This window comes from Pseudomonas sp. B21-017, from assembly GCF_024749245.1.
Lineage (GTDB): Bacteria > Pseudomonadota > Gammaproteobacteria > Pseudomonadales > Pseudomonadaceae > Aquipseudomonas.
In genome coordinates this window covers 2,871,616-2,891,680 of the sequence record NZ_CP087194.1, presented here as the reverse complement: position 1 = coordinate 2,891,680, position 20,065 = coordinate 2,871,616, and the positions used below count along the sequence as shown (strand labels likewise).

The 20,065-nt window shown below is 61.4% G+C and carries 16 protein-coding genes; 8 read left to right on the top strand and 8 right to left on the bottom strand.

Translation table 11 applies throughout. The features are described from left to right. Nucleotides 1-72 precede the first annotated feature (72 nt). Nucleotides 73-732 (top strand): isoprenylcysteine carboxylmethyltransferase family protein, encoded by a 660-nt coding sequence (locus LOY28_RS13040; protein ID WP_018928969.1) that lies wholly within the window; start codon nucleotides 73-75, stop codon nucleotides 730-732. A 25-nt stretch (nucleotides 733-757) separates the two neighbouring features. On the opposite strand, the gene LOY28_RS13035 is transcribed toward LOY28_RS13040, so the two are convergent. Together LOY28_RS13035 and LOY28_RS13030 are read right to left on the bottom strand one after the other, a co-directional pair. After that, the gene (locus LOY28_RS13035; protein WP_018928968.1) at nucleotides 758-1,426 is read right to left on the bottom strand and encodes an HAD-IA family hydrolase; all 669 of its coding nucleotides are present in this window, start codon (nucleotides 1,424-1,426) and stop codon (nucleotides 758-760) included. A gap of 58 nt (nucleotides 1,427-1,484) precedes the next feature. Then, nucleotides 1,485-1,892 (bottom strand): response regulator, encoded by a 408-nt coding sequence (locus tag LOY28_RS13030; protein WP_018928967.1) that lies wholly within the window; start codon nucleotides 1,890-1,892, stop codon nucleotides 1,485-1,487. A gap of 204 nt (nucleotides 1,893-2,096) precedes the next feature. Between LOY28_RS13030 and LOY28_RS13025 the strand changes: the two genes are divergently transcribed. Further along, the gene (locus LOY28_RS13025) at nucleotides 2,097-3,035 is read left to right on the top strand and encodes a class I SAM-dependent methyltransferase (RefSeq protein ID WP_018928966.1); all 939 of its coding nucleotides are present in this window, start codon (nucleotides 2,097-2,099) and stop codon (nucleotides 3,033-3,035) included. 15 nt (nucleotides 3,036-3,050) lie between these two features. Here LOY28_RS13025 and LOY28_RS13020 read toward each other — a convergent pair whose 3' ends face one another. Continuing rightward, nucleotides 3,051-3,824, bottom strand: coding sequence for a helix-turn-helix transcriptional regulator (locus LOY28_RS13020; RefSeq protein WP_258614102.1), 774 nt, complete (start codon nucleotides 3,822-3,824; stop codon nucleotides 3,051-3,053). Between the two features lie 111 nt (nucleotides 3,825-3,935). On the opposite strand from LOY28_RS13020, the gene LOY28_RS13015 reads away from it, so the two are divergent. Together LOY28_RS13015 and LOY28_RS13010 are read left to right on the top strand one after the other, a co-directional pair. Further along, nucleotides 3,936-5,039: a polyamine ABC transporter substrate-binding protein gene (locus LOY28_RS13015; RefSeq protein ID WP_258614096.1), complete on the top strand. Its 1,104-nt coding sequence runs from the start codon at nucleotides 3,936-3,938 to the stop codon at nucleotides 5,037-5,039. 258 nt (nucleotides 5,040-5,297) lie between these two features. Then, nucleotides 5,298-6,419 (top strand): P1 family peptidase, encoded by a 1,122-nt coding sequence (locus LOY28_RS13010; RefSeq protein ID WP_064617582.1) that lies wholly within the window; start codon nucleotides 5,298-5,300, stop codon nucleotides 6,417-6,419. A 185-nt stretch (nucleotides 6,420-6,604) separates the two neighbouring features. On the opposite strand, the gene LOY28_RS13005 is transcribed toward LOY28_RS13010, so the two are convergent. Continuing rightward, nucleotides 6,605-7,258 (bottom strand): NAD(P)H-dependent oxidoreductase, encoded by a 654-nt coding sequence (locus LOY28_RS13005; RefSeq protein ID WP_258614094.1) that lies wholly within the window; start codon nucleotides 7,256-7,258, stop codon nucleotides 6,605-6,607. Nucleotides 7,259-7,358: 100 nt separating this feature from the next. Here LOY28_RS13005 and LOY28_RS13000 point away from each other — a divergent pair, with 100 nt between their 5' ends. Further along, on the top strand, nucleotides 7,359-7,991 hold the full coding sequence (locus tag LOY28_RS13000) for a TetR/AcrR family transcriptional regulator (protein WP_028940714.1): 633 nt from the start codon (nucleotides 7,359-7,361) through the stop codon (nucleotides 7,989-7,991). 113 nt (nucleotides 7,992-8,104) lie between these two features. Then, nucleotides 8,105-9,868 carry an L-lactate permease gene (locus tag LOY28_RS12995; RefSeq protein WP_258614093.1) on the top strand — a complete coding sequence of 588 codons (1,764 nt, stop codon included), beginning with the start codon at nucleotides 8,105-8,107 and terminating at the stop codon, nucleotides 9,866-9,868. Between the two features lie 28 nt (nucleotides 9,869-9,896). Here LOY28_RS12995 and LOY28_RS12990 read toward each other — a convergent pair whose 3' ends face one another. From LOY28_RS12990 to LOY28_RS12980, 3 genes are read right to left on the bottom strand one after another with little or no spacing between them, the layout of a single operon-like run. After that, nucleotides 9,897-11,282 carry an efflux transporter outer membrane subunit gene (locus LOY28_RS12990; protein ID WP_258614092.1) on the bottom strand — a complete coding sequence of 462 codons (1,386 nt, stop codon included), beginning with the start codon at nucleotides 11,280-11,282 and terminating at the stop codon, nucleotides 9,897-9,899. Beyond that, on the bottom strand, nucleotides 11,279-14,425 hold the full coding sequence (locus LOY28_RS12985; RefSeq protein WP_258614087.1) for an efflux RND transporter permease subunit: 3,147 nt from the start codon (nucleotides 14,423-14,425) through the stop codon (nucleotides 11,279-11,281). The genes LOY28_RS12990 and LOY28_RS12985 overlap by 4 nt, the downstream gene beginning before the upstream one ends. Nucleotides 14,426-14,427: 2 nt before the next feature. After that, on the bottom strand, nucleotides 14,428-15,624 hold the full coding sequence (locus LOY28_RS12980; protein WP_018928960.1) for an efflux RND transporter periplasmic adaptor subunit: 1,197 nt from the start codon (nucleotides 15,622-15,624) through the stop codon (nucleotides 14,428-14,430). A 113-nt stretch (nucleotides 15,625-15,737) separates the two neighbouring features. Between LOY28_RS12980 and baeS the strand changes: the two genes are divergently transcribed. Beyond that, nucleotides 15,738-17,156, top strand: a complete 1,419-nt coding sequence (gene baeS / locus LOY28_RS12975; protein ID WP_192350331.1) for a sensor histidine kinase efflux regulator BaeS — start codon at nucleotides 15,738-15,740, stop codon at nucleotides 17,154-17,156. A 3-nt stretch (nucleotides 17,157-17,159) separates the two neighbouring features. Beyond that, nucleotides 17,160-17,843 carry a response regulator gene (locus LOY28_RS12970; RefSeq protein WP_019578707.1) on the top strand — a complete coding sequence of 228 codons (684 nt, stop codon included), beginning with the start codon at nucleotides 17,160-17,162 and terminating at the stop codon, nucleotides 17,841-17,843. A gap of 74 nt (nucleotides 17,844-17,917) precedes the next feature. On the opposite strand, the gene LOY28_RS12965 is transcribed toward LOY28_RS12970, so the two are convergent. Then, nucleotides 17,918-20,044 carry a TonB-dependent siderophore receptor gene (locus LOY28_RS12965; RefSeq protein ID WP_258614075.1) on the bottom strand — a complete coding sequence of 709 codons (2,127 nt, stop codon included), beginning with the start codon at nucleotides 20,042-20,044 and terminating at the stop codon, nucleotides 17,918-17,920. Between the last annotated feature and the right edge of the window lie 21 nt (nucleotides 20,045-20,065).

Here is a 20,065-nt window from a genome sequence, read left to right as displayed (position 1 = left end):
TGCTCGACGACTACCGCTCTCATAACGGACTGCCCTCTACACTGGTGATATGCCCTTTTTGCGAGATCAGTTATGAAAATCTCAGCCAAACTCGCGTTTTTCGCCCTCGTCAGCACCCTTGCCTACCTCGCTCTCGCGGTGTTCGGGCTGGGCGGGTTGGCGGCGTTTTTCTCGCATCCACCGCTGGTGGTCATTGCGCTGGCAACCCTGGTGATGGCGATCGTGTCATTGTTCAGTGAGGGCAATTTGAGCCCCGGCGAACGTGAAGACCGGGCCAATCGCTGGGTGCTGCCGGTTTTCGGGGTGCTCGGGTTGTTGAGCGGGTATCTGCCGGCCTACACCGACCGGATCGACTTCTGGACCTTCGGTGGCGAGGGCGTGCGTTGGCTGGGTGCGCTGCTGTTCATTGGCGGCGGCGCGTTGCGGATGTGGCCGGTGTTTGTACTGGGCAAGCGCTTCAGCGGATTAGTGGCGATTCAGCCAGGACACCGTCTGGTCACCGACGGAATTTATCGGAATGTGCGCAACCCCAGCTACCTGGGGCTGCTGATCAATGGCGTGGGCTGGGCGCTGGCCTTTCGTTCCGGTGTCGGGTTACTGCTGGTGGCGCTGATGTTGATACCGCTGATCGCCCGCATTCGCTCTGAAGAAGCGCTGTTACGCTCGCAGTTCGGCAACGAATACGAAGCTTATTGCGCCCGTAGCTGGCGATTGATTCCGGGGATCTACTGAACTGACCGCATCAGGGCCGTGTCGATTACAAAAAGTGTAAACGGATCAGGTTATTGGCATCCACATGGCTCGTGACCGAGTCATAACTGGCCAGTGTGGCGTGCCGGGTCTGAAGGGGATGAACGTGGGTCGCGGTGATGACCATGATGTTGGCACCCGCCGCTTCACCTGCGCGAATTCCGACGTCGGCGTCTTCGAAGATCAGGCACTCGGCTGGGTCCACCTGCAGTCGACCAGCCGCCAGCCGATAGCCCGCAGGATCGGGCTTGCCGGCGCTGACATCTTCAGCGGTAACCATCACGCCAGGCTCGGGAATACCGGCCGCGGCCATTCGGCGCAACGCCAGGGCCCGCGGTGCAGAGGTGACGATGGCCCATTGGTGGGCGGGCAGCGACTTGAGGAAATTCGCCGCGCCGGACACCTCGACAATCCCCTCCACATCATCGATTTCCGCCTCGGTGATCCACGCCGCTTCAGCTTCGGCATCTACCCCGGGCAACGCCAGGCGATTGATGGTGTCGATGGCGCGAACGCCATGGATGGTCGGCAGGAAGGTTTCGACATCGACGCCGTGGCGCACGGCCCAGGTAGTCCAGATCCTCTCGGCGGCGGCGATGGAGTTGAGGACGGTGCCGTCCATATCGAACAGCAAGCCACGGAATGACCTGTTGAGCAGGGATGTTTTGACAGACAAAGGGCGACGTCCTTTTGCAAGAGCCAGGCAAATGTTGTCAGCTAATGTACACCAGCGCCTACAGGGTTCGGGTCGACTGCAAGGCGCGTTGCACACAATCGAGCAACTGCCCCACCGCCCAGGGTTTCTTAATGAACGAAACCGGATGCTTGACCCCGGAGCTTTTCGGAGTTTCGAAGCCGGACATGATCATGATCGGTTTGTCTGGCCAACGGTCGCCAAACTGATTGGCCAGGTCCGCGCCATTGAGTTTGCCCGGCATGGTGATGTCCGTCAGCAACAGCCCCACCTCCGGCGCGTGCTGCTCCAGAAACTGCGAAGCCGCATCCGCGCTGATCTGTGGTTTCACCGCAAAACCTTCCTCCTGAAGAATTTCGCAAAGAAACTCGAGGATCAACGGGTCGTCCTCAACCACAAGAATCAAACCGTCAGACAAATGCGCGCCCGCCGTCGATACTGGACTCATCACTGTGCCACTCCCTGATTGTTTCATTGGTTGCGCGGGCTCAAATCCGCCTCCTATTCAGGTATGAGCAGCGGACTTCGCGGAAAATTCATTTTTGATGCGGTTGTCCTGGACATTCTCTGTTCAAGCCGACAAACACGACCGTTTGTCAGCGCGTAATTGTGGTTAAAATGCCGCCCCCTTCTACATTGCCGACCTTGCCCGATGAATCCAGACGCCCTCTCCATCCTCCACGACCATTTGCTGACAGCACTTGCGGCCGCCCCCGCAGAAACCCGTCGGCTGTTTCACGGCCGTGGGCGCTGCTGGCCGGGGTTGGAGCAATTGACCGTCGACTGGCTCCAGGGCGTGGTGCTGGTCTGCGTATTCAAGGAGCCGCAAGCGTCGCAACTGGATGATTTGAAGCAGCGACTGATGGCGATCACGCAGGCGCCTGCGTGGAAAGCCTCAGGCGCGCATACCTTGCTGCTGCAACATCGCTATTTGCAAGAAAGCACCACCGAATGGCTGATCGGGGAGCCGATCGAGGAAATGACGATCACCGAGGGCGGCCTGCAGTATCGCGTGGACCTGGGCCGCAAACAGAACACCGGCCTGTTTCTCGACATGCGCTACGGCCGCGATTGGGTGCGGGCCAATGCTGACGGCAAGCGGGTGCTGAACCTGTTTGCCTATACCTGCGGGTTTTCAGTGGCCGCCATCGCGGGAGGCGCTACCCATGTGGTCAACCTGGACATGTCCCGCGCGGCCCTGAGCCGTGGTCGCGACAATCACCGGCTCAACGGCCATGACTTGAGCAAGGTGAGCTTTCTCGGCCACGACCTGTTCAAGTCCTGGGGCAAAGTGATCAATAGCGGCCCTTATGATCTGGTGATCATCGACCCACCGTCCTTTCAGAAAGGCAGTTTTCTGCTGACCAAGGATTATCAGCGCGTACTGCGCCGTCTCCCGGAGTTGCTCAGCCCTCAGGGTACGGTGCTGGCCTGCATGAATGATCCGGCCTTTGGCGCGGACTTCCTCATCGACGGCGTCACTCGCGAAGCACCGAGCCTGCGGTTTGAGCAACGGTTGGAGAATCCGCCGGAGTTTCCCGATGCCGATGTTGAGTGTGGGTTGAAGGCGTTGGTGTTCAGGCAGGGGTAATTGAAGATCCAAAGGTCAACGCGGCTGCAACACCAGCGCAAACAACTCGCCATGCCCGTTAACGTTGAGCTTGTGGTAAAGATTGCGCCGATGCACCTTCACCGTTTCCGGGGAAATACCCAGTTGCTGGGCGATGGCTTTGCTGGAAAAGCCCTGGAGGATCAACCGCGCCGTCTCGACTTCGCGCCCCGACAAACGTGCGTCGAAGCGGTCCAGCAGGGTCGCCAGATCGCCGGCCACGGCCTCGGCGGTCGGCCCTTCCGGGGGCAGCAGTTGCAGGTGACGGCGCATGGCCGCCAGCACCCAATCGCGCACGCACAGCAGACGGCCCTGTTCCTCAAGGGTGAACGCCGTCGTGCGCCCCAAGGATAAACCGAGCACCGCTCCGTCAACGTTGACCATGAACTGCAATTCGTCGCTGCCCACCACCGAGCGAAAGTAGCTCAGGTAATACTCGCTCTGCTGAAACTGGTCGGGGGCCACCGACGCCAGGCTGTGCAAGCCATCGGCAATACCAGCGCACGCGGCCTGATAAAACGGATCGAGCAAATACATACCGGCGCTGTAGTCCGCCAATTCCTCATGCTCGTCGGCGCCGCCCTTGGAATCGAAATCGATCAGTAGTCGCGGCACCCGCCCTGACCGCATCACCGCGACCAACGCGTTATCCAGTGGTACCAGTAGCCGCAAGGTGTCCACCAGCGCTCGCCAGAAACCTTCCTGCCCCAATGTGCCAAACACCCGCGCCAGTCCCTGGTGCATCGGCAATTCTTTGAGCAACGCGTCCACGCCCTACCCCTTTTGAGTAACCCATGATGGGAATGGGTGAGTACCTCGCCTGCCGATACGCTGCAAGCACCTGATCATCACCGGCCTGCAGCAGGCCAGGAGTGCCGCATCATGAGTTGTCACCGTTCGCATATCAACCTGGGGCTGAGCGCCTGCTTGTGCGCTTCGCTGTCGGCAGTCGCCGCCGACAACCCCACCGTGCACGTCTACAACTGGTACGACTACATCGGCCCCACCACCTTGCAGGACTTCAAGCGCGACACGGGGATCCAGTCGGTTTACGACACCTTCGACAGCGCCGAAGTCCTGGAAGGCAAACTGCTGACCAGCCGCAGCGGTTATGACGTGGTGGTGGCCAGCAACTTCAGCCTGCCGACGCTGATCAAGGCCGGTGCGCTGGCGCCACTGCCTCGCGCGCAAATGCCCGGCTTCAAAAACATGGACACCGACCTGTTGGCGAAACTGGCCAACAACGATCCGGGTAACCAGTACGCTGTGCCGTATCTGTGGGGTACGAACGGTATCGGCTACAACGTCGACAAGGTCCGTGCCGCGCTGGGCGACAAGGCGCCAGTGAACTCCTGGGAACTGGTGTTCAACGAAGCGAACCTGGCCAAGCTTGGCGACTGCGGCGTAGCCATGCTCGACTCGCCTTCGGAGATGCTGCCGGTCGCGCTGCATTACCTGGGCCTGCCGCCCAACAGCACCGACCCCGAGGACTACAAGAAAGTCCAGGCGCTGCTGCTCAAATTGCGCCCGCACATCGCCTACTTCAACTCCTCCAAATTCATCAGCGACCTGGCCAACGGCAACATCTGCGTGGCGGTGGGCTGGTCTGGCGCGATTCTGGAAGCCAAGGCCAACGCCGAACAGGCGGGTAATGGCGTGAAGATCGCCTACAGCCTGCCGAAAGAAGGTGCGCCGGTGTGGTTCGACACCTTGGTACTGCTCAAGGACGCCCCGCATCCGCAGCAAGGCGTGGCGTTCATCGACTACTTGATGCGCCCCGACGTCATCGCGCCGGTCAGCGACCACCTGTCCTACCCCAACGGCAACCGTAGCGCGACCAGCCTGGTGACCGAGGCGACCCGCAACAACCCTGCTGTTTACCCACCGGCCGAGGCCATGGACAAGCTGTTCACCCTGGAACCCTTGCCGAAGGCGACCGAGCGCGTACGCACGCGCGTCTGGAGCATGGTGAAGAACGGCCAGTAAACCTCGCGATCCAAACCGCAACGCATTTTTTGTAGCAGCTGTCGAGCAGCGCGAGGCTGCGTTCGGCGGCGCAGCCGTCGTAAAACCAGAACTCGCGGTGCGTCAGGCCGTCCGCGTCAGCCGGATTCACGACGGCTTCGCCGCCGAACGCAGCCTCGCAGGCTCGACAGCTGCTACGGCCGAACGCGGCGTTCGGCGGCTGCTACTGGAACGGTCGATAAGCCCCATTTTTTGAACGAATTGAAGATGAGAGAAATAATGAAACCACGTGCCCGCAACCTGAACATTCAGTTTGGCCAACTGCAACCCGGCCCCCTCAATGCCATCACCGATGTGCCCGGCGTACGGGTCGGTCACAGCAATGTGCGAGGACAAACCGCTGACGGCCGCGACATTCACACCGGCGTCACCCTGATCGAGCCCCGTGCCGGCTCCACCAATCAACAGCCGTGCTTCGCCGGCGTCCATGTGCTCAACGGCAATGGCGATGCCACGGGGCTGGAGTGGATTCGTGAGGCCGGCCTGCTGACCAGCCCGATCGCCTTCACCAACACCCACAGCCTGGGCGTGGTGCGTGATGCGCTGATTGCGCTGGATCGTCAGGACCAGCCCGACGACGGGCGTCTTTACTGGAACATGCCGGTGGTGCTGGAAACATTCGACGGTTTGCTCAGCGACATCAACGGCTTTCATGTACGTCCTGAACATGTGGCCGAAGCGTTGCGTACAGCGGTCGGCGGCCCGGTCATCGAAGGCGCCGTGGGCGGCGGCAGCGGGATGATCTGTCATGAATTCAAGGGCGGGATCGGCACCGCATCGCGGCGGCTGAATGCAGCGCAGGGAGGCTGGACCGTCGGTGCGATCGTCCAGGCCAACCACGGCATTCGCAACGAGTTGCGCGTCGATGGTTATCCGGTGGGACGTTATATGGAACAGGCCGATTCGCCTTTCCTCAAAGCTTCCCTGCCGCATCCGGGCATGGGCTCGATCGTCGTCTGCCTGGCCACCGATGCGCCTCTTTTGCCGCACCAATGCACCCGACTCGCGCAACGCGCCAGCCTCGGCCTGGCTCGCACCGGCGGCGGCAACGAAGACCACAGCGGCGACATCTTCGTGGCCTTCGCCACCGGTAATCAACACGTGCCGCCGGCCGCTTATCAAGGCAAAGGCGCACCCACCTGCGACCACCTGAGCATGGTCAACAACGACCACATCAGCGAACTGTTCCTCGCCGCTACCGAAGCCGTGGAAGAAGCGATCATCAATGCCCTGCTGGCTGCCAATACCACCGAAGGCAACGGTCATACAGTGCCCGGTCTGGACGCCGACACCTTGCTCAAGGCGTTGCGCCGGGCTGGTTGGCCAGGGGCAGCAGACTAATGGTACTTGAGTGCTAAACCACGGCTTCCTACGATAGTGGTACGCAGCGGTTGGAGGTTTAAGCCGTTGCGTAAGTGGTGGGTGAACTGAACCCCAATAAGCCCACCCCTTGTTTCATGCGCATCTTGAGCCTCTCGGCTCTACTTCCTCCCCATCAAAGAGCTTTGAGGCTCTTTTTTTGTCTGTCAAAAAGCCTCGGCGCTGACCACTCGGCAACGCTGAACATCCTGCTCCGCGTCGCGGCGCCCGGAGGCAGCAAAAAGCTCACGACCGATCGTGCGCGCAGCCTGCAAATGAACCGTCGGTTCCTGGAATTCCGATTCGAGCAGCAACTCGGACGTCACCACGCAAGCACCGCAATAATCGAAGATCCCATGGTCGATCTGCGTCTTCATGGCGTCGGCATAACCGTGGCGCGCATAGGTTCCTGCGTCGGCACCGCCAACACCCACCAGATGAACCCGCAGATGGCGAAGCTTCTTCTCCAACCTGGCATCCGCCGCGAAATCGAACGCCCAGCCATTGGCGAACACACGGTCGATCCAGCCTTTGAGCAGTGCCGGCATCGACCACCAATAAACCGGATAAACCAGCACCAGCGCATCGGCGCGATCGATTCGCGCCTGCTCGGCGGCCACATCGGCGGGCGGCGGTGCTTCACGGTGATGGACGGCGAGATCGGCCGCGCCGAATCTCGGATCGAACCCTTGCGCCCAGAGGTCCGCAATTTCGAAAGAGTGGTCGGCATCCGCCTCGGATACTCCTTCAGCGACGTGTCTCGCGAGGCTATGGGTAAGCGATTGGGGGTCATGGTGAGCCACAACGATGAGCGCGTGCATGGCAAAATCTCCTGCTACGGAATGAGTGATTGAGGGTGAAAGGCGAGCCTTATATACTCTTGGTAAGTTACGTTCAGTAAGCTACTTTTGGTATATAGCCATGTCAAGCACCGAAACACCCGAGCAAGATTCCAGTCCGCAACCGCGCCGGCGGATGTCGCGGGAGGAGCGCTTGCGCCAGTTGCTGGATGTCGCCTGGCAACTCGTTCGAGAGGAAGGTACGGACGCGTTGACGCTTGGCCGGCTCGCCGAACAGGCGGGGGTCACAAAACCGGTGGTTTACGATCACTTCACCACCCGCCCCGGGTTGCTGGCGGTGCTCTATCAGGAGTTCGACGCACGTCAGACCGCGCTCATGGATACCGCGCTTGAAGCCAGTGAACCGACACTGGCCAGTAAGGCAATGGTCATCGCCTCGTCTTATGTCGACTGCGTTCTGCTTCAGGGCCGCGAGATCCCGGGTGTGATCGCGGCGCTGACGAGCTCGCCCGAGCTGGAAAAGATCAAGCGCGAGTACGAAGCGATCTTCATGGGCAAGTGCCGCAACGCCCTGCTCCCCTTCGCCGGCACCGGTGATATCGCGCCAGCGAGTCTTCGGGCGATGCTCGGTGCCGCCGAGGCGCTGTCCCATGCCGCCGCGACCGGAGAAATCACCGCGGAGCAGGCACAGGACGAACTCTTCGAAACGATCGTGGCGATGGTCGAAAGGAGCGCACGCTTCAGGAGGGTCTAGAAACCTAACGCGCATCGTAGGGCTGGCAAGCACCCGCCAGGACAGCAGCGTATTGCCACCTATACTCAAGCCACCTTCCCCGCGCTACCCACAATAATAAGCAGAGGTGGAAAATGGTCTGGCAGCAAATCTATGACCCCTTTGGTAACCCGGTGCTATCAACCCTCATGGCGGCGGTGCCGGTGGTGGTGATGCTGGTTTCCCTGGCGTTTTTCCACATCAAGGCGCATCTGGCTGCGCTGCTGGCCCTGGGCTCGGCCTTGTTGATCGCGATTTTCGCCTTCGGCATGCCCGCGAAGATGGCCGGCTCGGCCGCACTGTTCGGCGCCGCCAACGGTCTGTTGCCGATTGGCTGGATCGTGCTCAACATTATTTTCCTGCATCGGCTGACCACCGAGAACGGCTCGTTCAAAGTGCTGCAAGACTCCCTGGCGCGCATCACCGACGACCGACGTCTGCAATTGCTGCTGATTGCCTTCTGCTTCGGTGCCTTCTTCGAAGGGGCCGCCGGTTTCGGCACTCCCGTGGCGGTAACCGGGGCCATTTTGATCGGGCTGGGTTTCTCACCCCTGGCCGCGTCTGGCCTGGCGTTGATTGCCAATACCGCGCCCGTGGCGTTCGGTGCTCTGGGCACGCCCGTCATCACCCTGGCCAAAGTGACCGGGCTGGATGAAATGGAGCTGTCGATGATGGTCGGTCGGCAGTTGCCGTTCTTCTCGGTGATCGTGCCGTTCTGGCTGATCTGGGCCTTCGCCGGATGGCGCAAGATGCTGGAAATCTGGCCGCCGATTCTGGTTGCCGGCGTCAGCTTCGCCATACCGCAATTCCTCGTCTCCAACTACCACGGGCCAATGCTGGTGGACGTCATCGCGGCACTGATTTCCATGGCCTGCCTGACTGGTTTCCTCAGGGTCTGGAAACCAGCCACGGTGCATACCTCGGCCGCCCTGTCAGGGCGAGTCGACAACTCCAAAATAGCCCAGGAGCATGACCAGAAACCCGTCGCCAGCGCGACCTTTGCCAGCGATGCAAAACCCGCGGTTATGCGCGCCTGGATGCCGTGGATCATCCTCACGGTGTTCGTTTTCGCCTGGGGCACCCAGGGCTTCAAAAACTTGTTCGATACCCGCCCGGCCATGGATCCGCAAACGCACTCGGCCAAGCTTGATCCGCAGGGCAAACCGATGCGCGAGGCCAACCCGATCTTTGCCCCGAGCGTGACCTTCACCACGATTCATCAACAGATCGAGAAGGTCCCGCCGGTGGTGCCCGCACCGAAAGCCGAGGACGCGATCTACAAGTTCACCTGGTTCACCAGCACCGGTAGCGGCATCTTGCTCGCGGCGATCCTCGGCGGGCTGCTGATGGGTTATTCCATCCCGCAACTGCTGCACCATTACCTGCGAACGCTGTGGGTAGTGCGCTATTCGCTCACCACCATTGTGGCGATGCTCGCCCTGGGTTTTCTCACCCGCTACTCGGGCCTCGATGCCACCATGGGCCTGGCCTTCGCCGCAACGGGCATTTTCTACCCGATGTTCGGCACCCTGCTCGGCTGGCTCGGCGTGGCCCTGACCGGCTCGGACACGGCCTCCAACGTGCTGTTCGGCGGCTTGCAACGGGTGACCTCCGAGCAACTGGGCCTGAGCCCAGTGCTGATGGCCGCCGCGAACAGTTCTGGCGGGGTCATGGGCAAGATGGTCGACGCCCAGTCGATCGTGGTCGCGTCCACCGCCACCCGCTGGTACGGTCATGAAGGGGAAATCCTGCGCTACGTGTTTTTCCACTCCGTGGTGCTGGCGATTCTGGTGGGCGGGCTGGTGACGTTGCAGGCGTATGTGGCGCCGTTCAGCCATATGGTGGTGGGCGGGCACTGATCCAGGGGGGCGGGCCTGATCGCGAACATTAATTCCAGCCGCCCCCCATCACCTTGTACAACGTCACCCGGTTACTCTGCTCGGCCAGACGCAGGGTGATCAGGTCCTGTTGGGCGCTGTACAACGAACGCTGGGCGTCCAGCGCTTCGAGGTAGCTTTGCGAGCCGCCGCGATAGAGCGCGTCGGCCAGTTCAAAGCTTTTACGGCTGGCGTCGGTCAAGGCTTGCTGGGCCGTCAGACGTTGGTCCAGGGTGCTGCGCACCGCTAGGGCATCGGCCACTTCTTTGAAGGCGGTCTGCAAGGTTTGCTGGTAGGTCTGCACCTGAATTTCACGCTCGACCTTGGCCGCATCCAGTGTCGCGCGATTGCTGCCGGCATCGAAGATCGGCAGGCTGACGCTCGGGGCGAAGGTCCAGGCGCCGCTGCCGGACTTGAACAGGCCGGACAAGGCCGAACTTGCAGAACCGGCATTGGCGGTCAGGCTGATGCTCGGAAAGAACGCCGCCCGCGCCGCGCCGATATCGATGTTGGCCGACTTGAGGGTGTGTTCGGCAGCCAGCACATCCGGGCGCCGTTGTAACAGACTGGACGGTAACTCATCCGGCACCTGCACCAGTAGCGCGACCGATTGCAGGCTCGCGCCGGGCAGCAGTTCATCGGGAATATCGCTGCCGACCAGCAAGCGCAAGGCATTGCGGTCCTGGAGAATCTGACTGGCGTAGACCGCCACATCGCCTCGGGCCGACTCCACAGTGGTTTGTGCCTGGGCTAGAGCCAAGCCGGAAGAACCGCCCAAGGCATGGCTGCGTTGGGTCAGTTCGTAGGTTGCCTGTTGGCTGCGCAGGGTTTCCTGGGCCAGTTGCAAACGCTCGTTGTCCGCCGCCAGCGTCAGCCAGGCCGTGGCCACTTCAGCCACCAGGCTGATCTGGGTGCTACGCCGGGTTTCGGTCAGTGCCAGATAGTCTTCCAGCGCTTCGTCCTGAAGGTTCTGTACTCGCCCGAACACATCCAGTTCATAGCTGCTCAGCCCCAGTTGCGCACTGTACTCATGACTGGTGCTCGCCGTGCCGCTGCTGGACGTGCGGCTATGTGTGCCGCTGACTCCTGCATCGATGGTGGGAAACGCCGCCGCCCGTTGAATGCGATATTGAGCCTGGGCCTTTTCGATGTTCAGGCTGGCCAGACGCAAATCACGGTTGTTGGTCAGCGCCAGGGTCTGTAAGCGCGCCAGGCGACTGTCGGTAAAAAACTGCTGCCAGTGAATATCCGCCGCCGAATCGCCTGAGGCCACGCTGGTCGACGGCAACCATTGCCCGGCGACCGGCGCTTCGGGGCGCTGATACTGCGGCGCCAGATTGACACAACCACTGAGCAACACCAGAGCAGCCAACAAGGGCCAATGAAACTTGATCATGCATCACCTTTCTGCGCGGTTGGGTTGGCGGTTGTTGCGGTGGATACGCGACCGAAACGACGACGGATCAGCACGAAAAACAGCGGCACAAAGAAGATCCCCAGCACGGTGGCGCTGAACATGCCCCCCAGCACGCCAGTGCCGATGGCCTGGCGCCCGGCAGAACCGGCGCCGGAGCTCAATGCCAGTGGCAACACGCCGAACATGAAGGCCAAAGACGTCATCAGGATCGGTCGCAGGCGTTGGCGCACGGCAGTCAGTGTCGCGACCCGCAGGCTGTTGCCCTGCTCTTGCAGGTGCTTGGCAAACTCAACGATCAGAATCGCGTTCTTCGCCGCCAGTCCCACCGTGGTCAACAGCCCGACCTGGAAGTACACGTCGTTGCTCAAACCACTGAAGCGGGTCGCCAGCACCGCGCCGACCACCCCCAGCGGCACCACCAGCATTACCGAAAACGGCACCGACCAACTCTCGTACAACGCCGCCAGGCAGAGGAACACAAACAACACCGAGATCCCGTACAGCAGCGGCGCCTGGGAGCCGGACAAGCGCAGTTGATATGACTGCCCGGTCCACTCGTAGCCGATGCCTTCGGGCAGTTGTTTGATGATCGCTTCCACCGCATCCATCGCAACCCCGGCGCTCACCCCCGGTGCCGGATCACCGACCACCTCCAGCGAGGCGTTGCCGTTGTAGCGTTCCAGCAACGGCGAGCCATAGCTCCACGCGCTGCTGGCGAACGAGGAAAACGGCACCATCTCGCCTTTGCTGTTGCGCACGAACCAGTGCTCCAGGTCGGCCGCCTGCATCCGCGCCGACGCCTCGCCCTGCACGTAGACCTTCTTCACCCGCCCCTGGTTGAGGAAGTCGTTGACGTAAGTGCCGCCCAACGCGGTGGACAAGGTGCTGTTAATGTCGCTGGTGCTCAGGCTCAAGGCGCCGGCCTTGCGATCGTCGATGCTGACTTTGAGCTGCGGTGTATCGTCCAGGCCATTGCTGCGTACTCCCAGCAGCCGCGGGTCTTTCTTCGCCAACTCGATGAACTGCTCCCGCGCGGCGACCAGGGCGTCATGCCCCAGCCCGCCAAGGTCTTTGAGTTGCAGGTCGAAACCCGAACTTTGCCCCAGGCCACGTACAGCGGGCGGCTGCATGACAAACACGTTGGCATCGCTAATGCTCGCCAACGCCAGGGTTGCACGTTGGGCAATAGAAGCCGCGTCCTGCCCTTTCCCCGATCGCTCGCTCCAATCCTTGAGTTTGATGAAAGCCCGGCCGGTATTCTGGCTGTTGCCACCCATGCCCAAACCGCTGATGCTGATCAGCGCCTCGACTTCCGATTGTTCGAGCATGTAGCTCTCGAACTGCTTCATCACGGCCTGAGTACGGCTATCGGTGGCGCCCACCGGCAATTGGATCTGCGCCATGAGGATGCCTTGGTCTTCGTCCGGTAAGAACGAAGTCGGCAGGCTGGCGTAACCAGCGCCCATCGCCAACAAAATCACCCCGTACACCAGCAAGCTCCGACGCCCACGCTGCAGAATGCCGCCGACCCATTGTTGATAGCGCAAGGCGCTGCGTTCGAAGCTGCGGTTGAACCAGCCAAAGAAGCCGCTTTGCGCACCATGGCCCTGGGCATCGGACGGCTTGAGCAAGGTCGCACACAAGGCCGGTGTCAGGGTCATCGCCACCAACACCGACAGGAGCATGGCCGAGACGATGGTCACCGAAAACTGCCGATAGATAATCCCGGTGGAACCACCGAAAAATGCCATGGGAATAAACACGGCGCTGAGCACCAGAGCGATGCCGATCAGCGCGCTGGTGATTTCCGCCATGGACTGGCGAGTCGCCGCCAGCGCCGAAAGTCCCTTCTCACTCATCACCCGCTCGACGTTCTCCACCACCACGATGGCATCGTCCACCAGCAGTCCGATGGCCAGGACCATGGCGAACATGGTCAGGGTATTGATTGAATAGCCGAACAGCGCGAGCACGCCGAAGGTGCCCAGCAATACCACCGGCACGGTGATCGCCGGGATCAATGTGGCCCGCAGATTCTGCAGGAACAGGAACATGATCAGCACCACCAGCACGATCGCTTCGCCCAAAGACTTGACCACTTCTTCGATGGACAGGCTGACAAAGGGGGTCGTGTCGTAAGCGATCACGTTCTTGAGCTGCATTTGCGCAGGGTAGAAAGGCTCCAGTTCCTTGAGTTTGGCCTTCACCGCTTCACCCACGCTCAGGGCATTGGCCCCGGCGGCGAGCTGCACGCCCATGGCGGCGGCAGGTTTGCCGTTGAGGGCAGAACTCACGTCGTAGCTTTCGCTGCCCAGTTCGACCCGCGCCACGTCCCCCAACAGCACCACCGCCCCATTGCTGGTGGACTTGACCACCACATTGCGAAATTCTTCGGCGGTTTGCAGCTTGCTGCGGGCACTGATAGTGGCGTTCAACTGTTGCCCGGCCACCGCCGGCAAGGCACCGAGCTGGCCGGCGGACACCTCGGTGTTTTGTGCTTCCAGGGCGCTGCTGATGTCCGAGGGCATCAACGCATACTTTTCCAGCAGTGCCGGGTTCAGCCAGATGCGCATGGCATAACCCGAACCGAGGGTCTGCACGTCGCCGACGCCATCGATTCGACTGATCTGGTCAAGCAAGGTGCTGGAAATGTAGTCGCCGATCTGGGTGCCGGTAACGCTTGGGTTGTCCGAGGCCAGGGCGGCAATCATCAGAAAGTCCGAACCGCCCTTGGTCACGGTCAGGCCTTCGCTCTGCACCGATTGCGGCAGTCGCGATTCAGCCTGTTGCAGTTTGTTCTGCACCTGCATCTGCGCCACATCCGGGTTAGTGCCGGCGGCAAAGGTCAGGCTGATGCTGGCGCTGCCCGCCGAACTGCTGGAGGCCGACATGTAGGTCAGGTTATCCAGCCCTTTCATCTGCTGTTCGATGACCTGCGTCACCGAGTTTTCCACGGTCTCGGCCGAGGCGCCAGTGTAGGTGGCGGAGATCCGTACCGTTGGCGGCGCGATGTCCGGGTACTGTTCCAGCGGCAGTTGGCTGATCGACAAGGCGCCGGCGAGCATGATGACAATGGCGATGACCCAGGCAAAAATCGGTCGATCGATAAAGAACCGCGCCATGCTCAGCCCTCCTGCGCAATGGCAGTCGGCGCCGATTGCCGCGTGCGGCTGCGAGTGCCTGGGTTTTGCGCCAGCACCGGGGCGCCGACCCGGACTTTCTGCCCGCCCTCGACAATCACCTGGTCACCCGCCGTCAGGCCCGAGGTGACCCACCATTGGTTGCCCACGGCGCGATCGATGGTCAGCACGCGCTGTTCGACCTTGCCATTGACCACCAGCAACACCGACGTCACGCCACTGGCGCTGCGGGTCACGGCTTGCTGCGGAATCAGGATCGCTTGATCGTCCCGGGCCTGCTCCAGCACCGCCCGTACATACATGCCCGGCAGCAACAGCCGGTCCGGGTTGGCGATTTCCGCCCGCAGGGTCACGGTGCCGGTGCCCTCATTGACGCTGACCCCGCTGAATTTCAAGCGGCCCTCATGGGCGTAGGTGCTGCCGTCGTCGAGCTTGAGACTGATCCGCGCTTCGCCCTCGCCGTTGCTTTGCAGCACACCGCTGGCGAGGTCGCGCTTGAGGCGCAACAGCTCAGTGGTCGATTGCGTGATATCCACGTAGATCGGGTCCAGTTGCTGCACCGTGGTCAGTGCGCTGTCCTGATTGGCCACCACCAATGCGCCAGGGGTGACCGTCGAAGTTTCGATACGCCCGTTGACGGGCGAACTGATGCGGGTATAGGCCAGGTTGATGCGCGCCGTATCCACGCCGGCCTGGGCCACTTGCAGTTCAGCCTCGGCGGTCAGCAGACTGGCCTGGGCATCCTCGTTGTCCTGCTGGCTGATGGCATCGATCTTCGCCAACTGGGCATCACGCCTGGCTGTGGCCTGGGCCGACTTCAACGTGGCGCGAGCTTTGGCGAGGGTCGCCTGTGCTTCAGCCAATGCAGCCTTGTATGAGGACGCGTCCAGCTGATACAGCGCCTGCCCGGCCTTGACCTCGGCGCCTTCGACAAACAGCCGTTGCTGGACGATACCGCCGACCTGCGGGCGAATCTCGGCGATCATGAACGCCTGAGTGCGCCCGGCCAGCTCCGTGGTCAGCGCCTGGCTTTGAGGTTGCACCGTGATCACTGACACTTTGGCCGGTTCGACCACGGGCGCGGATGCGCCGGGGGAGCAACCGCTCAACACCACCAGAATGATCAAGGACAGTAAAACCGCGGCGGTTACCAGGGATTTGGCGAGAATTTTGGTCGACATAAATGCCTCTGCAAGACGGGGTGGCTGAAGCCAGACGCCATACTGCGAGGCAAATGTGCAGGAAAATTGAAGATTGCCTGCCGCCCTTGAATCTTCGTCGCGCCAGGGCCTAAATGGGCGGGCCATTCACCGACCTGCCCGAGCCCATGAAACTGAGTATCTCCACCAAACTGTTTATCGCGGTACTGGCCAGTGTGCTGTTTGTCATCCTGAGCATGGGGCTGGCCAACGGCTGGAGCTTCGGCAAAGGCTTTCTCGATTACCTCAACGAACAGGCTCTGTTGCGCATGACCCCAGTGCTGCCGCGCCTGGCCAGCGCCTATGAGCGCGAAGGCAGTTGGGAATTTCTGCGCAACCAGCCGGATCGCTGGTTCGAACTCATGCGACCGGAGCCGGGCGTAGACTTCACCAACCCGCAGCAGCCAACCCTGCCCACGTCTGACCTGACCGGCGCGGTGTTTCGCATCGCTCTGTTGGACCAGCAAAAGCAGTTGGTCATGGGCTACTCGGCGATTGCCGACGACGCCCTGATGCGCCCGATCGAGGTGGCCGGTAAAACCGTCGGCTGGCTGGCGGTAACGCCGTTCCAGAACGTGACCGAAGCCGGCGGTGAACGCTTTCGCCTGTACCTGTTGCGCACCAGTCTGGCCGTGGGCGTGTTCTCGTTGCTGCTGGCAATGCTGATCGCCTGGTGGATCGCCCGCACTTTGCTTGACCCCGTCAAGCGAGTAGCCGCGGCCACGCATCGATTGGCCGCAGGCGAGTACAGCAACCGGGTGGCGGTGTCCTCCAATGACGAAGTCGGTCAGTTGGCCCGCGACTTCAATCAACTTGCGTATACGCTGGAGCGCAACGAAAAAATGCGCCGGGAGTTCATGGCCGATGTGTCCCATGAACTGCGCACCCCGCTGTCAGTGTTGCGCGGTGAGCTGGAGGCCATCGAGGATGGTGTGCGCACGCTCGATCAGTCGTCGATGAAATCGCTGCAAGGCGAAGTCGGCATGCTCAGCAAACTGGTGGATGACCTGTATGAACTGTCCCTGGCCGATGTGGGTGCGCTGACCTACCGCAAGAGCGAATGTGATCTCAACGAGCTGCTGGACAGTTGCGCAGCGATGTTCCAGGAACGCTGCAATGCCCGGCACTTGCGCTTGGAGCTGGAGCTGCCGACACCCCCCCTAAGAGTGGAAGCCGACCCCAAGCGCTTGCAGCAACTGTTCGGCAATCTGCTGGAAAACGCCGTGCGCTATACCGATGAAGGCGGTGTGCTGCGTATTCGTGCGGCCAGCGATGGCGACGACGTACGCATCGATTTCCTGGATTCCGGCCCCGGGGTCGACGCGGATCAGTTGCCGCGGCTGTTCGAGCGCTTCTACCGCGGCGAAACCTCACGCAACCGCGCCAGCGGTGGCGCCGGTCTGGGGCTAGCGATCTGTCACAGCATCGCCCTGGCTCATGGCGGCAGCCTCAGTGCCGATCATTCCCCGTTGGGTGGCCTTTGGCTGACCCTGCGCCTGCCACGGAATGCCTGAACCATGGTCAACGACAACCCGATCCTGATCGTCGAAGACGAGCCCAAACTGGCCGCATTGATGCGTGACTACCTGATCGCCGCTGGGTATGCGACCCAATGCCTGGACAACGGGCTGGAGGTGGTGCCAGCGGTCCGTGCCCGCGAGCCGCGGTTGATCCTGCTCGACCTGATGCTGCCTGGGTGCGACGGTCTGCAAGTGTGCAAGGAACTGCGCAGTTTCAGTGCCGTACCGATCATCATGATCACCGCTCGCGTCGAGGAAGTGGATCGCCTGCTCGGGCTGGATCTGGGCGCCGACGACTACATCTGCAAACCCTTCAGCCCTCGTGAAGTGGTAGCCAGGGTCAAAGCCATCCTGCGACGCAGCCCTCAGCTTTTGACGTCTGCACCACCGCGTCTACAGATTGATGAAGAACAGTACCTGGCCTCCCTCGACGGCATAACGCTGGACCTGACACCACTGGAATTGCGCCTGCTAAGCACCCTCGCCCGCTCGCCGGGACGGGTGTTTTCCCGGGATCAGTTGCTCGACCGGATCTACTCCGATCACCGGGTGGTCACCGACCGCACGGTCGACAGTCATATCCGCAATCTGCGGCGCAAGCTCGAACAAGCCTGCCCGGGGGAGCATCCGATTGAATCGTTGTACGGGGTGGGTTATCGGTTTCAGCTCGCCGACGCCTGAAGCGTCGTCGAGTTGAAGGAAGACTACCGCCCCGTTCCACGGGCAGAACGGGGCGGCACATCAAGACAGTGCGATCAGAACGTCACGCTGGCGCTGAGGCGTGCCGTGCGCGGCTCGCCGACATTGACCGCCAGTTGGCTGCCGGTGGAGGACGGGTAGTACTGTTTGTCGAACAGGTTGTCGACGTTGAACTGCAGCGAAGTCTTGTACCCGAACATCGGCGCCTCCCAGCGCACGAAGGCATCGGCGACGGTGTAGCTGCTCAGCCAGAAATCGTTGGCATTGTTGGCCGCACGCTCGCCGACATAACGCGCACCGCCGCCCGCATGCCAGGCCCCGAACTCCGTAGGCACATTCAGGTGATGGGTAAGGTACAGGCTTGCGGTGTGCTTCGGCGCATCGGCGAGGCGGTGACCTTCGTCATCCGGATCGTCGAGGATTTCCGTGTGGGTGTAAGCGTAGGTGCCAATCAGGTCCCAGCGCTCGGCGACACGCCCGGTGATATCCAGTTCCAGGCCCTGTGAACCGACCTTGCCCGCGGCTTCCGAAAGGCTCGTACCATTGACGGTCTGGGTGGTCACGACGTTTTTCTTCTCAATGTCGAACAACGCCAGATTGATGTTCAGCCCCGGCAGCGGATCGTACTTGGCGCCGACCTCATAACTGCGGCCCTCCTCCGGATCGAAGGTATGGCCGGCATCGTCGACTTGGGTATTGGGCTTGAACGAACGGCTGTAGTTACCGTACAGCGACAAGCTGTCGGTGGCTTTGTAAACCAGCCCCAGGAACGGCACGAAGGCATCGCCGTTATCGTCGCGGTTGACCTTGTAGCTGCTGCCGCGGCCCTGATCGCTGTACTGATCGTAATGCTGCTGGCGACCGCCGAGAACCAGGATCCAGCGGTCATCGAGGTGCCAGTTATCCTTGAAGTACACGGAGCTGGAATTCAGCTGGTTGCTCAAGTCACTTTGGCTGGCACTGACAAGGCTCGGCTCGGCCAGACGACCATAAACCGGCGAGGTGATGTCGAAGCCTGACTGCGCGGTATTACGGTAGGTTTTGCCACGGAATTGGTCGGACGCTTCGGTGTCCGCGCCGATCAGCAAGTCATGGCGCTGGCCGAACAGTTCCTGCTGGCCGATGAAATCCCAGCTGGCGTAACGGGTTTCATCGTCGTAGTGAGCGCCGTTGGCAGCACGTCGCAGGTTGTTGCCGGTCAACGAACTCGGCTGGGCAATCGAGAGGCTGTAGCGGTCGTTGTTCCAGCCGTAGGTAACGCGGGTCTTCCAGTCGTCACTCAGTTGATACTCGAAACGCGCGGTGGCCAATTCACGGATACCGACGCTTTTGGCCCATTTTTCGTCGAGGCGCTTGTCGTAGTCGATGTCCGCCGGATGTCCATTGGTGAACACCGTGCCACGGTCGAAGGGTTTGGAGTAATCGTTGTATTCGTAGCTGAGGGTCAGGCTGGCACGGTCGCCCGTCCAGGTCAGCGAGGGTGCAACCAGGGTGCTTTCATTCACGCCGTAATTGCGCCAGTAATCCTCGTGGCCGCGTTCGGCAATCAGGCGATAAGCCAGGCCGGTATCGCCCAGCGGCCCGGTGGTGTCCACGGCCATGGTGCCGCCGCCTTCGCTGTAGGCCGAGCCGCTCAGGGTCGTGCTCTGGGTGTATTCAGGCTTCTTGCTGATCACGTTGATCAACCCGCCGGGTTCCAGCGCGCCGTACAGCATCGACGCAGGCCCTTTGAGCACTTCGATGCGATCCGTCGTGGCGCTGAAATTTTTCCCCAGGTTGGAACGCACGCCATCACGCAGGATCGAGCCGTCATCGTTGGTGCCGAAACCGCGCTTGACCAACGAGTCCCGGGACCCGCCCAGGGTGTTGCCCTGACTGACGCCGCTGACGAACTTCATCGCGTCGTCCAGCGAGCGCACCTGATAGTCGGCCAGGGTTTGCCGGGTTACTACATTGACCGATTGCGCCTCCTCCTTGATCGGCACATCGCTTTTGCTCGCGGTGCTGGCTTGAGAGGTGGTGTAGCTGGTGTCTTGACTGACGCGGCTCGCCTGAATATCCGTGGTCGGCAGTTCAATCAGTTCCTGTGCCCACAAAGGACCGGCGAACATCACGCAGGACAGTGTCGGCAGCGCGTGTTTGATGAAAACCTTGCGGCGGGCAAAGAGGTGGGGATGGCTCAAGACGTTGCACTCAATGAGTTA